The organism is Halogeometricum sp. CBA1124 (assembly GCF_009741955.1).
Taxonomy (GTDB): Archaea; Halobacteriota; Halobacteria; order Halobacteriales; family Haloferacaceae; genus Halogeometricum; species Halogeometricum rufum.
Genome location: NZ_WPCD01000003.1, coordinates 52,950 through 68,781 on the forward strand (window position 1 = coordinate 52,950; position 15,832 = coordinate 68,781).

The window sequence follows — 15,832 nt, forward strand, 5'->3', positions numbered from 1 at the left end:
CGGTCTCATACATCTCGATATGAGGCCGGTTCAAGAGTACCCCATTTCTGAACTCTGTCTTCATATGGCCATGAAAGCCGTCTCATCCAGTCTATTGTATGGGAGAACAGTTCCTCAGCGGCTATTTGGCCTTCTGTTCTTTTTACAATCCAGACTAACTGCGGGAAAACACCTTGATAATCCATCGTATCAAGACGTCCTCTGCGCCAAGCAGTCAGGACATGTTCCAAGGCATCCTCACCACATAAATCGACCAGGACATCCGCCAATACCACGAAACGAGTACGACCTCCACCAAGCCACCAATGCATTAAATCACGTTCCGCAATCACGTTCTCCAACAGACGAACTGCCCTCTCGGTTTCATCCCGCTCCGTAAGCACACGAGCAATCGGTGCAGTCGCAGTTGGATCATACCTCATTGAACCAATCCCCCGTTCTTCAAGCAGATCGCCTGCCGTCAGTAGTTCATCCGTTGTTAACTCATCAAAATCGCCGGGTTCGAGGGGGTCTTCTTCCGAATGCTCAGACAATAGTAGACGAACCGTGTCATCTTCATCAATCTCTTCCTCATCCTGTTCCTCGTAATCTCCAGAGCCATCACTCTCATCAAGATCTTCTGGAATCTCTACGCCATGCTTAGAGGCTAAGTCCCGAAGATGCTGTTCCTCTTCATCACTAATTCCATCTCGAACATAGTCTCCTCGATTCAATGCATAAAGTGCCTTCACAACCACATGATCCCAGCCAAATTCATCTGCAACCTCAGCAGCCTTAGAGAAGAATGGAAGCGACCTATTCGAATGCTGACTGCTGCGAATCTTGGTTTCCTTGACGTAAACCATACTCTCTAATTCATCGGCTGTCAAACCCTCTGTATTCCGTAAACGCCAGTCCCACAACTTACGTATCGTCGTATTATGCCTGGCACGCTCCTCCGCAGTGTGATAATCAATAGCTCCGTCATTGAGAAGAGACTTCAAGAACTTCCCCTCGAAGTGGTGTGTCTCCTTTCCGTCCGTCAGCTCATGAAGCAGATTCGCCCAGTTGACTAACTGTATAGCGGTACCGAGGTGACGATCCCAGTCGCCATCAGCAATATCTTCAAGCCCGTTCCAAAGATCACTGAGAAACATATCCTTCCGGTATCCGTATCTGAAGCAGTGGTCTACCGCTTTTTTAGCGTATTTCTCAGCGTGCTCATCATAGCCAGCTCTGGCTGCTCTGACAGCCAAATCCATAATCTCTTCAGATGGCGGCATTTCCTCCGGAGGACGTTTCAGAATTTCCTCGTAACGCTGTTCAAAACCCTCAGGCAGTGCTTCATCAGGAAACAGGTCTCCCCGAGTTTCATCCAAGGTTCGGGAAATCTGCTTCACCAACCGGTCTTCAGAATCAAGATTATCTGCTATCTGTAGAACTTGCCTGCTCAGACCCTCCGATCCTTGATCAACCACCTCGTTGAATGTATCGAACACTGATGAGACCGCCTGGCTATACCTCCAGCTATCCATATACTGGGTTCTCACATCCTCGATAGAACCATCCTCAAGAATCTCCTGTAAATACTCCAGGGTCGCATCAACCCAGCGTTCAGTTTCGGTTGGTGAAGCTCGTGTCGATGTAGCGCCCATCAAAGCCATCAACTTCTGAATCCGCACCTGCTCTGTGGACATATCCTCAACAGTATCAATCAGCTCATCTGGGGACTTTCCTAAGCCGGCAAGTATTGAACCCGTATAGTAGACATCATAGAACTCGGCCCCTCCATCACCCGGCTCATCAATAGGTTCACTCAACTCCAGACCATCTATCCTCTGGGAAATTTCGTCCTCAGGTCTTCCACATTTGAGTAGCGTGTGTAGAGCTGCTAAAGATAGAGAAGAACAGTCTGGTGCATTCTCTCGAAGACCTTCGTGCCAAGACTCCGGCAGATCATCGACTAAGCTCTCACACGCTTCCAGTGCTAATCCCGGATTTTCAAACAGCCAATCCGGTGGGTCAGGCTGAACATCAAGGAGACCAAGGTTCTTTTCAACAGCAGCAAGCACCTCTCGGGGGAAGTGTTCTTCTGTGTCCTTGCGTACAATATCTGCCGACAACTCCCAAAATTGATCCTGTTCTAAAACCTTCGCTGCAACCTCGAAGTACGCATTCGGGTCCCAACTGGGCTGATCAACACTTCGGTAATCTTCCTCCCAGGACGCAAGCCAGTCCTTATCCAACTCATCTTCCCAGGCCTGTGATATGACCTGCATAGCTTGAAGCGCCTCCTCACTACCACCATCAAAATCCCGGACCTGGTTAACCAAACGAAGAGCCTTCTCACGATCACCGCGAGAAATATAATAAGTAAGCCGCAAGCGATCATCTATATAAGTTTCAAGCATGTTCCGGGATACGCCTCCGAGAACGATGCAGTCAACTGCCGTCGTATAGTCTCCATCCTGTAACGCGGCATCAAATGCCAGCTCCAAAGTCTCAGACATCAAATCAAGGTGGACGCCGTCTTGCCACCAGCCAAGGACATAATCCAGGTCGGCTAACTCTTTGAGAGCACTACGACCTGGTCCCTTCTCCGCGTGGTATCGAAGGCTCTCTAAATTCGTAGGGAAGAACGTAGACTGGTTGAACAGGTAGTAGTATAATCGCTCATGTCCATTCTCAATTTCCTCTTCATCAAGTTGACCCTCTGTAAACGCCCGGAAGCTGTCATGGAAAATACGGAACCGGCCATCCGGCAAGGGATCTAAAATATGGGCAAGGGGAGCCTCATCAAGCGAGATGCTCTCCTGAACATACGGCAAGTCAACCACTGCATCAACTATACCCTCATGCAAGCCTGTCGGATTTAACGCAACCAGGGTCGTCGCATCACGCTCATATGGCTCCAAAGGCTCCCAGATTGTTTTATAATACTGCTCAAGCTCTCCATCCACATGAGACGCCTCCTCCAAAGCAGATTCTATACCAGCCTGAACATCCTCTTCATGCAATTCTGCCTTACGGACGAGATGAGCGAGAATCACCGGAAGGCCGCCTGAAACATCCTCCATCTCGCCAATAAGTCCACCACCAGGCGACACTTCATTTCTCTTCAGATACTCCTGGATCTCCTCAGGAGTCCACGGAGGTACATCAATTTGAGTATCTACGTTCAAAGTCGCACGCGTTTCCGGGGACAGAGGACGACTCACCATTAAAAGACCTAATGGGTCCGGGAATTCCAGCTTCCCAATCTCCTCTAATACAGTTCCTTCAGCAGGTTCTGTAGCCGTTGTCCCACCAAACTGCCGAAGAGCATGATCCAAGCCATCAACGATAATCAGAACACGCTCATCATCCTCCTCCGCCCACTCAGCGACAATGTCGATGTATCTCTGTAAATCGTCAATCCCTGTCCATACAGGTACTGAGACATCGTCGTTGAATGCTTCTGGAAACGTGGCATGAATTTGGGCTGCAAGTTGATGACGGAACCAAGCAGGGTCACTTCTCTTCTTCTCCAACGAGTCCGCATCCTCCGGCACGTAAAGATAGAAACGTAATGTTCGCTGATTATTCGGTTCTCCCCAACTCTGATGAAGCAACTCAATACCGGTAGACTTCCCACTCCCAGGCTTGCCCTCCACTAAAACTCGGTCAACAGGATTGTCAAAGGCTTGTTCCACCTCAGTAATCCACTGAGGCCGAATAAACCCGTCTTCAACAGGGAATTTTTGAGAAAAAATAGGCGACGGACTCAGCTCTAAACGGTGGATAATCTCTTCTCGATCTAACCGTAGAACCGGTTGATTTCTGGCCCACCTCGCCAAGTTAACCGCTCTCTCAGTCAGGGTACGCGGATCATCGATTTCAGGGTTCTCTCGAAGCTCTAAACGAGGTGCAACACTCCCTAAAATTTGCTCAAAGAAGTCAGTCCGCTGGATCGATTCTATTACTCCATCTCCTTCAACATCAATTCCTGGCGCTCCCAGTATGAATTCGACCTCGGTATCATCCGTAACTACGCCTTGTCCATCTGCTAATTTTTTAGCAGGGAACTTGACCTCGTCCAGCAAAGATAGAGACCTGGATTCTTCTGTAAACTCGACCCCTGATCCTGGTTCCCGGTTGAATGAGGTCAATACTACAAAACGTGAGCCATCTCCTGAATCAAGCCGAGACTCTGCTGACTCAACCAGGTTCTCTATCCCCAATCCTCGGGAACTTGAACCCGTGAGATCGCTCGAAGACAAAGTATAGTCAATCCCATTTTTGACTTGGATACAGACAACCTCGTCATCTCGTTCAAGAATTACATCGTCGAACTTGTCTCCATCCTCAAGTTGCCATTCAATAGTTACCGCTTCCGACTCCTCAAAAAAGACGGATAGAATACAAGCTCCCGCTACAAAATCCTGAAATGTGTAACCACGGGCAGCTGCCGCTGTCCGCTTCGTACTAGCCGCTATCTCCGTAATATCCGAATCTTGGGAAGTCGTATTCTCACTTTCGTTCGACATTACCGCATCACGTACTGTCTGGTTTATGAATCACATAGGGTATTAAACTGATGTGGCTCCATCTCTGCTGGGTTTCTTCGGTTAGTTCGATGAATATTCTCAGTGAGTCCGCACTTTTTTCATTGCGTCTCTGCACAGGTCACGGAACAAAGGGCCCGCCGATCAAAATCGCTAAGATGCTTACTGAAATAGGCCCCCAATAGGAGATATCATTCGCTATTAGTAAGACCATCTAGGTGTGATTTGTCGTTGAATCGAGCGCTGATGTAGACCGTGATAATGTCTTTTTCCGCTGCTTCTTCCACGCCCTGACGAAATTCGTCGTTAGTCCGGTAGTTGTCAAAATAGAATGCCCAATATTCTCGCTCGCTGAATCCCCATACCGGCATATTCCCCTCGTATCCAGTTCGCCAAAGCAAGTACTCATCGAACAGGTTTGCTTCGTCCTCCTGAATGAGTTGGTAGAGGTCGTAGAGTGTGATAACCACTATCCGTTCGTGCTCTTCGATGTGGTCGTGGAGCTCGCCCATTCCCAATTGTTGATCGGCCCGCTCGTTACCAGAGTACAATGTGGGAAGAAATCCGTCAAGGATGACTATGCCGCCTGTATCCATCTCACCGGAGTTCTTGTTGCCGGTGAGGTTATACACCAAACCGAATTCATCGTCTAGACTGTCAAGATAGCCCATGGTGTTCTGTATTTGATTGGCAGCCTGAGTCACCTTCTGTGTAAATCGGCTCTTAATAAGCTCTACACGATTCGGAACCTTCCGAAAGATTGGATGGGATTTTACTTCGGCCACCCAATATGAATCCTCGAAAAAGAGAAGGCCATCTGCTTCTCCAGGGTTGGGATCATGGATATACTCAAACTCCTTGACGAAGTTTCGACTGGGTATCTGTTGTAGTAATTCCTGAGCTAGATCCTCAACAACACTGCCCTTCTCTCTGTTTTCTACTTCCTGTACCTGCTTGAACTGCCCAACGAACTCCTCAATACGGTACTGTGCTGTAGTCAACAACACTTCAGGAAAGGGGACAACGATCTTACGCTCCTCCGACTCCTTTACTTGGAATACAGGATTCGAAAAGAAGTCTAGTGAAGAGTTCTCCCCCGAATGTGAAAGGAACTCAAGAATATCCTGAGCTGTTTCGATTCGTTCCTGATGACGGCTTGGATCAATAGCTGGATCGTCAGGCAGAGTCCCCTCTACGAACGACTTAATTATCTCCTTTCGGCTGAGTGTAACCCTCCGATTCCACGTTTGCCGGAACTGCTTGCTCGGTTCTTCGATATTCGAGAAATCAGCATAGTCTTCCTTCGATTCGAATCGGTTCAAATCAGACAGGACCGGCTCGGGCTCCTCCAAGATCGTATCCCGAAGTAATGCTTCGAACGAGAGTAGATCAGAAATGGTAAATTCATCCTGATCGGATAGTGGCTCCTCGAGATGGCTGTATCGAAACAGTAGATACCCTTGGAAATCTTGGGGGTTAATATCCTCTGGAAGTGTAAGAAGCGACTCTTGGAACATTTCCTCGAAATCGGGAGCGGTGTCCTTTGCCCTCGACTGTTTTTGACTGGCGAACTCCCTGATTTCGGCTATACCAAGTTTCTCGTGGGTGAATTCGTCATCCGAAATACGGCTGGCAAAATATTGCCGTATGACTGGGCGGCGTTCGGTATTATATCTCCCCAGAGACGAGATGTAGCGGAGGTTCTCGGGGAAAACACCCGAACTCATTGTGTCAAGACTGTTGTGCCAGCAGAATAAATATACGTAGTTCGTGGCCCACATCGACTGGCCTACTTTTCGCGGCGGGCAACCCAACGGTCTCAGATTGAATAATTGTTGAACTACTCTTACTCACTCATGCGTAGCTGAATCGGCCGGTCGCACTCGTGATTGCTGATTCGCTCTGGCAGCCCGACCTTCCCACATACAGGACACTCCCGTAGGGGTGTCGGCGGCAGGTCCTTCCAAGCATCCATAGCAGCCGTTAACTGTGCTTGCACGATTGGCGAATCGGTCGTGCGGCGGGCTTCCCGGAGGTGAATACGAAGCCGTTCACGGGCCGTGAGTGTCGTGTCATCGGTCATAGTAGGACGGGAAGGTGGTGCCCCCGCCACCCATTGCCGGGAGCAGATAGACACCACTGGAAGCGGTTAACGAATATCGGGCTGGAGTGGAGCGAACTCCTCCCACATCGTATGGTGGCGTTGACAGAGCGTAATCAGGTTCTCAAGCCGATTCGCTCGTTCGTAGTCGAGGACGCCGTCGGCATCGATGAATACGCCAAGCCCGTAATGTGGTGGACGTTCAGGTCACGGTTCCAGCGTTCCCGGTGGGTCTCGCGGTCAATCGGACAGCCCGGCATCTGGCACTCGAAGCCGTCCCGGTCGAGCGCACGCTTGCGCTGTCTGTACCAGTTCGGTCCGTACGAAATATCTCCGTAGCCGCCCTTCCAGAACGGATGCTCTGGGCCGCTTGGCCGGCCGGGATACTCGAACCCGGCCGCTTCGATGGCGTCTTGCCAGGTCCCATACCGGCGGGCATAGGATCCAACTGAATAGCGACCAGAGTCACGCATCTCGATAGTTGATGGGACGTGGCCTAGCTCATCGACTAAGCGCTCGATCTCCCGATGGAGCTGTTCTTCACTGACACTCCATTGTTTGTGGGGTTCGAACCCTGCACGGCGCAACGCGCGATTCCAGCGGCCGAAGCATCGCTGGGCCACTTTCACCGACCACGCTCCATGCTGTTCCATCTCTTGGGCCTTCGGTGGTCGTCCGAGTTCTGCGGCGAGATTCTGAATCGCCTCGATGACATCCTCCCTTGTGGCGGTCTGCTGTGTGGTCGTCTCTAAGTCAGCTGCTCTGAGGCCCTCGTTCCACGACCCGAAATGAGTCTGGACTGCGTTGGCCGAGACACGTCCCAATTCTCGCCACTCATTTCGTGAGGGCGAATGGCCGATCTGGCTGGCGACTCGTTGTAGCTCCTCGATGATTTCTGCGTCGCTATATCCGTTCGTTCGAGGGTCAAGTCCAGCAGCTTCCAATCCCTCGTCCCAGCTCCCAAACGTTGAACGCAATGCGCCTTTTGTGAATCCAGTCTCTTCTTCGATCTCCGATTGTTTTGGAACTCGTCCCTTCTCTTCGGCTAGTCGCTGCAGTTCGTCGATGATCGTTTCAGCAGGTATCGATACCTGATGGGAACGCATATGGCCGGCAATCTCGACGTTCGTTTCGAACGATTCGCCACAGATGTCACACGTGTAGTCTCCTTCGACTTTCATGCGTAGCTCCGAGCGTTGGGCACGCCCGCACCCCTCGTGGGGTGGGACAAACACGCCCGGTCGCGCACCGTTTCCCCCGGTTTCAGGGATAAATCTCAGACCGGGTCTCGAGGTCGTGGCTGCGCGCGCAGCGAAGCGAGCACGGAGCGGAGGGTGGGGCGGTGGGGTCTGGGTCGGTCCGGCACACAGCAAAAAAAGAAGGCTGCTCCGACTGGCTATGCTTCCCACCATCGGCCGCGCTCCGGGAAGTGGATGATGCTCCACCCCGTCACGGCCACCGAGATCCGGCCCTCGTACCAGTTCGTGGCCGCTTCGTGGATGCGCACCTTCTCGCCTTCCTCGATCCACGGCGCGTCCGATGCCTTCCAGACCGTCACCTTCGTTTGCCCGCTCTCGTCCGCGATCAGCCCGACTTGCTGGATGGCCGGTGAATCACTGTCCCAGAGGGTCTTCACACGGCCTTCGATCGTGACCGTGCTGCGATCGACGTCCTCGAGGGCGTCGATGGGCACGGTGCCCCCCGGGGCCGTCTGCAACTCCTCAAACACCCGCACGACCGCACTCGTCATGTCCGTGCCGTCGACGATGGCTTCGGCCAGGCGTCGACTGATCGCCGCGCGCGACCAGCCATCCACCCGCATCGCGAGTCGGTCTGCCTCCGTGTTCACTGTCGCCAGTTCATCCTGGGAGAGCTCCGCTCGGGGATCATCTCGTTCGGGGTCGGCCATCGGGTCCACGCTCGCGGCCCGCTTCTGGAACTCCTGCCGGCGCTTCGTGCTCCCTTCAGCGGCGACCTCTTGCGTGCGCTGCTCGCGACCGTCCTGGGTTCCCAGCTCGGCCTGGGCACTGATGCGCTCCAGTTCGGCTTCCCGCGCCCGAATGCGCTCTTCCTGTTCGAGGGTGACGCCGTGAATCCGATCCTCGCTCGTGTCCGCGATCCCGTCCGGGTGGTTCGCATCCACCTTCGCCTGCGTCTCCTGCTCGACCGCCGCCTCGAACTCCGGCGTCTCGTCGACGACCGGGAAGCCGTCTTCATCGACCGCCTGACCGCCCGCTTTCTCGAATGCCTGTTCATCGACCGAAACGACCTTTCCGCTAGCGTTGTTACTAGACATTGGAATCACTTACAGGGTGATTTCCACGAAGGCGCTCACGCGCCGACTCCGCGATGCTCCAACATCGCGGTTTTCCGACGACAACGACCGACAGAACCATCTGCGCGCTCTCGCTCGCGCCTTCGCGAGCGCCCTCCCGGGCGCGAGCGAGAGCGCGCCTGCATGAGGTGACCCCAACCAGCACCGCGCGCCGACCCGCCCGGAGCGAGCGGCCAGCGCATTCCCCGTTCGCCGCGACGCAACTACGTCCGTCGCGGTCGGCTTTGCCGAGGTCCGGAGGACCCGAACGGGTGAAGCGCTGGCGCCGAGGGCACATACACTTTAGCCCGGAACGGGCGCGGGCGGTGCGGAGAGCGCCCGCATGCCCGGAATGGTCGGTCGCGAGCGACGCGGAGGGCGGAATGCGGCGAGCGGTGCGAGCCGTAAACGCTTGATACTGGAGAAGATTGAGACGTTAGCGCCTGATCAAAGTCTGTTCAGCAAACCCCGATCCCGACTTCCGTTACTCAGGTTGAAATCGATATCCCGCGTAAATTACTATCACACCGAACAGTGCTGTAACGACGGCTTCAGAAGTGATGGTTGGGGGCATGCTTCACCAGCAGTACAGACCTGGAAGCTTGCGACAATCTTCCGTAGAAAAATAAACGCACCACCAAGTAGCAGTACTCCTCGAGCAACCCTATCGAAATAGACAAGCCAGCGAGCTTTCTCGACGGTTTTACTGCTCATAGTCTGTCTGAATCACGGGATGACCAAATGTTTTGAGGTGAGGTCTTCGGGGTCGATCAACTGCGTAGTGATACGAAAAAGGGGCGACCAGCGGATCGACATCCACTCCGGAGCCCGGGGCACTGGAGTCACGTTGTCCTAACGCGTTGATACAGCGCAACAAAGAGTTCCACGACAGCAACGCCGGCGCCGATAGCTAACGCGACTTCTGGCCCTCGGAGGAGGTAACCGAGGGCGGCAGCACCCACCACACCGACGACAGAAAGGGCGATTCGAGTACGAAGTCGAGCGGAATCCGTGTTTGTTTGAGTCATAATTTATAGTACGCAAGGAGAAGGATAAGAGTTCAGTTACAGTACCCTGCGACAATACAGACGTACCCTGAACCAAGTCCACAGCCGACACGTGAAATCGCCTCGACGACCAACAGACAGCCCCCGGAACAGATCAGATAACCCCCGATAGTAGTAATTAGAGGCAGACACCGCACTAGACAGGTACTTTGGCTAAGGCGACCCCCTCCAAGTTTACACAGGATACCGACCAGCGTAGTACATTGGAAACAGGAGAGTATCGAGCCTTCGGACACCTGCGCCGTGGAGAGGGCCCCGGAGCCTGTCCCTACCGAGTTCAACGAACTGGAACTGTTCTGGTCCTGGTTCGGGCGACGAGCATTTCGGATGGGAAGTTTGGTCGTCTGGGATCCGACCATTGCTGGCTCTTCGCCGGCCTGATCTTGGCCGAACGTCATCAGCTTGGCCTGGAACTGCCCAGCGTCTGAAGCACCGTTGTCAACTCTTTCGATGGTTTTTGCTCCTGACTGTGTTGGGTGAGAAGCAACCCCGAATGCGGTTGCCGCTTGACGCTCGCCTTCTTGTACGACGGTGACGGCAAACAATGCACCGACGTTCGCTGGATCGGTCTGTCCAGTTGTGTCCCGAGGATCGACCGGACGGTTGCCAACGGGTTCAAAAGGAACGATCACCACCCGAGGATCTACATCGTTCAGATCAGGATCGGTTGTCTCAACATCGACAGAAACTATGCCAGAGGGCTGCATCTTCCCTTCGGATCGCATCACAGCTTTGAGCTTGTTGATTTCCGAATTATTCAGCGCCATAGCGGTCGCTCGGGGAACCTCGTCACCCGCACGGACTTCGACATCAGTTGCTTCGAAGTCGGGGTCGTCAGATGCCCGGGATTTCGGCTCGGTCGATCCTTTACTGCCGGCAGCCATTCCGGACAGTCCACCGAACCCAGCAACACCAGCCAATGAGGCAACTGTTTTTTGTAGTACAGACCGCCGGTTCTCATCAGTGTTAAAGTTGCCAAAATTAGCCTCATTCGAGTTGGAAACCTGATTAGCTGCTTGGAGAGTCTCCATACAGCCACCGCCATCGTCAACAGCGTCGTTCAGTTCGTTCTGATACTGTTCCTCGTCAAAGTCGGGGTCGGAGTCTGATTCCTCCATGGTAACACACCACTTAGCACTCTTTCGCGGCTTGTATTCACGTTAATTGATGAATACGACTGGTAGGACAAGAGTACCCCCCGCAAGCTTTGAGGGCCCCCCTCAAGCTGTACACATTCTGCTAACATGGTTCGTGTACAACCAATTGACCTCCACAGAACTGAATACGCCCACGCTACTAGAACTCGTTAATGGAACAACCTGATCCCGCCGATTTTGAATCGCTCATCGCAGACCGGTCGGGATTTCTTCGTGTCCTCACCGCGGCCCCACGTTCAAAACGTGAGCTTACCGAACTATTCGACTCTTCGCGGTCGACGATTGATTGAGTGCTGCGCTCGCTCGCTGACGCACACCTCGTTGAGTATCGGGACGGTGAATGGCACGCAACTGCGGCCGGGGTGTGTGCATATCGTAAACACGACGAGTACGCATCGTTTCTCAACGATCTCGCCGACGCAGCACCGATTCTCGCTGCGCTCCCCACCGAAACTTCTATCCATGAAGCGTTTCTCGCGGGGTCAACTGCGCATATTGCGGAGGAGAACGTCCCGGACGCGGTTCTTGACCCAATGCTTCAGTCAATCCGCGAGGCCTCTCTCGTTCGTGGATTCGCGCCAAAGGCTCTTGTGGGCTCAGCGATGGACTTCTACGACGCTGCCGTTACAGGTGATGCATACGAATTGGAGTTAGTGGTCGATGGAGACGTGTTTGACCAGTTATACGAGTTGCAACCCCAAGAGACGAGAGAAGCTGTAGAGGACCCAGACGTCACGTTGCTCCGTGGGCCAATCCCTTACGCGTATGGGCTGTGGATCGTCGATGACACGGATGTGGGTATCGTCGTCTACACAGAAAAAGGAATTCAGGGCTGTATACTGAACGATACTGAGACCGCTGTCGACTGGGCGGTCGAACAGTTCGAGTCGGTGAAAGACACTGCTGAACCGATTCTATTTCGAGGCGGTCGAAACACCGTCTAACCCCAATAACGACAAGAACCTATTAAATGAGAATGTCCAACCGGCTATTGTGAGCAGGAAGTTGCGTTTTTTACAACACTTACTGAAACGTCTGATAACTGCGAGCGACCAGCGGATCGACATCCACTCCGCGTTCACGGAGCGTCCGCTCGCTGGTGTCACGGCGACACCACGGCGGCACCTTGCGGGTCTGTGCGCTATTCGTTGGGCCCCACCGCGGCCCCCTCGGCGGGGGACCACTGGTGGTCGTCCCACTGGAACCGCACGGGCCGTGCCGTCGGCCTGACCGCAGTGTTCGTCGCCTGTTCGAGCAGCGTCCGCGACGCGACGAGGTCGGCGTGCCCCTCGAAGCCACACGGACAGGTCAGCGTCTCGCGATGCCGGCGGGTTCGCTCGCGCTCGCCGCACTCCGGACACGTCTGGGAGGTCCACGCCTCGGAGAGTGAGGCCACCTCGATGCCGTACTCCTCACAGACGTTCGCGAGCTGGTCGAGACATTGTCGATGCGCCCAGAAGGCACGCGCTTTGAGGTTCGCCTCGACCGACCAGTACTCGCCGAGGACGCCGGTGAGATCGCCATGGTAGATGGTTTCGACGCCATCGTCGTGGAGCCGCTCGACCAGGTCACGGAGCAGTGCGTTCACGGCGTGGTCGCGCCGGCGGGACCGCTTCCGATAGAGCCGCTGGATTCGTTTGCTAGTCTCCTGTCCATCCGGCAGCTTCGCTTTGGCGTCGGCGATGCGCTCGGTCGTCTCGCGGAACTGCCGGAACGGCTCCTGGCCGCTGTACCAGTACTGGTCGCCGGCCGTCGTCGTACACGCCACGAGGACGTTCGCGCCGATATCGAGTGCGGCGACGTCCGTCCCCGTCGGCGTCGCCTGTTCGGCCTCGGAGACCGTTACCGGCTGATGGGCCCGATACGTCTCGTCGACGTCGTCGTAGGTGAGGTGGAGACGGCCCTGGTCGCCCTGCCAGTGCGGTTCACCGCGGATCGCAACCCGGAGCCGCTCGAACCGACCGAAGCCGTACTCGTCTTTGAGCTGGCTGCCGATGGGCACTTCGAGCCGGGAGCGCTCGCCCCAGTTGATCGTGTAGGCGTCGTTGCGGATGTAGGTCCGCAGATCGCGGCCGTCATCGTGGTTGCCCCAGTAGCCGGGGGGACTGACCTCCTGGTCGGCCTCCTCGACCGTCTCGAAGAACGACCGCCAGGCGGCGTCGTTGACGCGGGTGACCTGCTGAGTCGTCGCCGACCCCAACACGTTGACGTACTCGTCGTAGTAGCCGTCACAGTCCCAGACGCTCTCACCGGCGAAGAACTGCTGCCGGCGCGCATACGTCAGCTGGTTCCAGAGGCTCGCTGATGCTTCGAGGAGGCGTCGAAGGACGGCCCCGTCTTGTTCCGACTGAGGAACGACTTCGAAGGTGTTGGTTCGTCTCATTGCTCTGACTCACCCCACATTCGGGGCACATAGCCGAGATGTTCGATGTCGTCCGCGTAGTCCCGAAGGAGCCCTACGAGGACGATCTCCGGGACGCCGTTCTCGGTCTGTTCGACCAACCACTGTTCCAGTTCGACTTCGGCCTCTTCGATCTCGTTCAGTTCGACCGCCATCGGTCATCGCACCTCTGTCTGTCGATACACCTGTCGCTGGTGGGGGTGTCGCATCTCGAATCACCTATGCTGTGCAGGCACAACCGAACGCGCCTGCATCCTTCGCAGGCGCTCAAAAACACCACCGCACTACGCAGTCAGAATGAGGTTTCGTAGAACAGCTGTTAGACTTGGTTTGAATCGGTAAGTACGGAGGAAAGGCTCCACAATCATTATTTCATTAGGCATGAACTCATTATGTACGATGAGAATTATATGGGCACTCGCTGCGGCATACGTTCTTGTTGGACTCGGTCTATTCTATAGTTTAGCGATAGATTCTAGCGAGCTATTTTTGGGAATGACTGCCCTCATTTATCTTCTAATGAGTCCGTTAGCATATCTTATTTATAAAGAACGAGTGGTAAACGGGTAATCGTCAATTCGTATATCTACTTACCAGGGATTCGTCGATTTCTACGACGAAAATAACCACTCCGTGAACAGTTCTTTGATGCCTCAACCAGAGCCCTCCCAGTCGGGGTGAGCAGCCATGCCGCGCAACCCCTCGCGCTTACCCGCTGGCGCCGAGGGCACATGCACTTTAGCCCGGAACGGGCGCGGGCGGTGCGGAGAGCGCCCGCACGCCCGGAATGGTCGGTCGCGAGCGACGCGGAGGGCGGCAGCGGCGAGCGGGGCGGGCCGCTACGTACACACCTGTTCAGCTGGTTACGTCGCTCGGTGAGGCAGCTACCGTCCTGGCGGACTCAGAAAGGGCGAGGCCGCCTCGGTCGTCCCCCGACCCCGCAAGCACCGCAGGCACGAGGCGCGCAGCGGTGGTCGCGGGACGTCGAGCGGCCGAGGGCTTTCGTCTCCGTCTCCTCACACTCTCAATATTGACCCAGATTAGGTGCCTGAAACCTCGAACCGGGCCCCACCGTCTGTGCCCTCGGTGACCTTGATTTTCCACCCGTGGGCTTCGACGATGCGTTTGACGATCGCGAGCCCGAACCCGGTGCCGTCCTGGTTGGTCGTATACCCACTCTCGAAGACGTCGTCTCGTTCGTCTTCTGGGATGCCGGGGCCGGTATCTTCGATGTAGAACCCGTCGTCGAGGGAGCCGACGCGAATTGTGACTCCGTCGCCGCCGTGTTCGATTGCGTTCCGGTACAGGTTCTCAAACACCTGGATGAGCCGACTGCGGTCCGCGTCGATCTGGACGCTCGACTCGACCTCGAGCGAAGCTGATTTGGTTGTGACGTTTGTCCAGGCTTGATTAGCGACCGCGCGCAGTGCTACCGGTTCCGTTTCTCCGACGGCATCGCCTTCGCGAGCGAGTGTCAACATATCCTCGATTAGCCGTTCCATCCGATTCAACGCCCGGTCGATTGCGTCAACGTGGTCTATCTCGCCAGTCATCTGGATGAGTTCCAGACGACCCTGTGCGACGTTCAGGGGATTTCGGAGATCGTGAGACAGCAGACTGGCGAACTCCTCGAGACGGTCACGCTCTCGGCGGATCATCGCCTCTGCGGACATCCGATCGAGGGCCGTCACGACGTGGGTTGCCAGCATCTCTGCGACGTCCTCGTCGCGTTCGGCGAACGCACCCGGCTCCGACGCGAACACCTGTAAGACACCGTAGCCTTCGAGCGGGATACTCAGCAACGCTCGAGGATCCTCACATGACTGGGGCTCGGATTTTCCCCCACCATCACGGATGGGCGACCTGGCTGCTGACCGCGTGTCGGCGAGATCGTCGACTCGAAGGACCGTGTCGGTTTGATAGCTTTGACCGGCGTACCCGAACGAGAGCGGCATCGGCTCACTATCGTCGATATCTTCGGAACCAGAGCTGGCGGCCGGAACAAACTGATCACCTTCTACGACGGCAACTCGGGCGACATCTGCCCCGAACAACTCGACAGCGCCATCAGCGGCCCGTTGGTGGATCGCCGCTCTCGAATCAGCCGCGGTGATGTCAGTGGCAATCTCGTGGAGTTGAGTCACCTTCGACGGTGTGCTGGTGGAGCCGGTGTTCGGCTGCTTTTCGGTCGGAGACATCCTGAATGACACCCGTAAACAGATGCTCGTCCGCAACGGCATATTCGCCGAAGCTAACCTCCACGGGGGAA

Annotated in this window: 9 protein-coding genes; 1 reads left to right on the forward strand and 8 read right to left on the reverse strand. The window is 55.2% G+C overall.

Features of this window, described 5'->3' with window-relative positions:
* Nucleotides 1-5: 5 nt before the first annotated feature.
* The 5 genes from GJ632_RS00935 to GJ632_RS00960 form a co-directional block, all read right to left on the reverse strand.
* The gene (locus GJ632_RS00935; RefSeq protein WP_191451671.1) at nt 6-4,505 is read right to left on the reverse strand and encodes an NACHT domain-containing protein; all 4,500 of its coding nucleotides are present in this window, start codon (nt 4,503-4,505) and stop codon (nt 6-8) included.
* Nucleotides 4,506-4,714: 209 nt separating this feature from the next.
* Nucleotides 4,715-6,250: a hypothetical protein gene (locus GJ632_RS00940; protein ID WP_191451674.1), complete on the reverse strand. Its 1,536-nt coding sequence runs from the start codon at nt 6,248-6,250 to the stop codon at nt 4,715-4,717.
* Between the two features lie 490 nt (nt 6,251-6,740).
* Nucleotides 6,741-7,805 (reverse strand): homing endonuclease associated repeat-containing protein, encoded by a 1,065-nt coding sequence (locus tag GJ632_RS00945; RefSeq protein ID WP_191451675.1) that lies wholly within the window; start codon nt 7,803-7,805, stop codon nt 6,741-6,743.
* A gap of 215 nt (nt 7,806-8,020) precedes the next feature.
* Complete coding sequence (locus tag GJ632_RS00950) at nt 8,021-8,920, reverse strand: DNA-binding protein (RefSeq protein ID WP_191451676.1); 900 nt, start codon at nt 8,918-8,920, stop codon at nt 8,021-8,023.
* Nucleotides 8,921-9,998: 1,078 nt separating this feature from the next.
* Nucleotides 9,999-11,123: a halocin C8-like domain-containing protein gene (locus GJ632_RS00960; RefSeq protein WP_197427780.1), complete on the reverse strand. Its 1,125-nt coding sequence runs from the start codon at nt 11,121-11,123 to the stop codon at nt 9,999-10,001.
* 329 nt (nt 11,124-11,452) lie between these two features.
* Between GJ632_RS00960 and GJ632_RS00965 the strand changes: the two genes are divergently transcribed.
* Nucleotides 11,453-12,106, forward strand: coding sequence for a winged helix-turn-helix domain-containing protein (locus GJ632_RS00965; protein WP_231751229.1), 654 nt, complete (start codon nt 11,453-11,455; stop codon nt 12,104-12,106).
* 197 nt (nt 12,107-12,303) lie between these two features.
* Here GJ632_RS00965 and GJ632_RS00970 read toward each other — a convergent pair whose 3' ends face one another.
* The 3 genes from GJ632_RS00970 to GJ632_RS00975 form a co-directional block, all read right to left on the reverse strand.
* Nucleotides 12,304-13,545 carry an RNA-guided endonuclease TnpB family protein gene (locus GJ632_RS00970; protein ID WP_191451678.1) on the reverse strand — a complete coding sequence of 414 codons (1,242 nt, stop codon included), beginning with the start codon at nt 13,543-13,545 and terminating at the stop codon, nt 12,304-12,306.
* Complete coding sequence (locus GJ632_RS21760; protein ID WP_197427782.1) at nt 13,542-13,718, reverse strand: hypothetical protein; 177 nt, start codon at nt 13,716-13,718, stop codon at nt 13,542-13,544. Before GJ632_RS21760 ends, GJ632_RS00970 begins: the two co-directional genes overlap by 4 nt.
* An 885-nt stretch (nt 13,719-14,603) precedes the next feature.
* Nucleotides 14,604-15,707, reverse strand: coding sequence for a GAF domain-containing sensor histidine kinase (locus GJ632_RS00975; RefSeq protein WP_197427784.1), 1,104 nt, complete (start codon nt 15,705-15,707; stop codon nt 14,604-14,606).
* Nucleotides 15,708-15,832 lie beyond the last annotated feature (125 nt).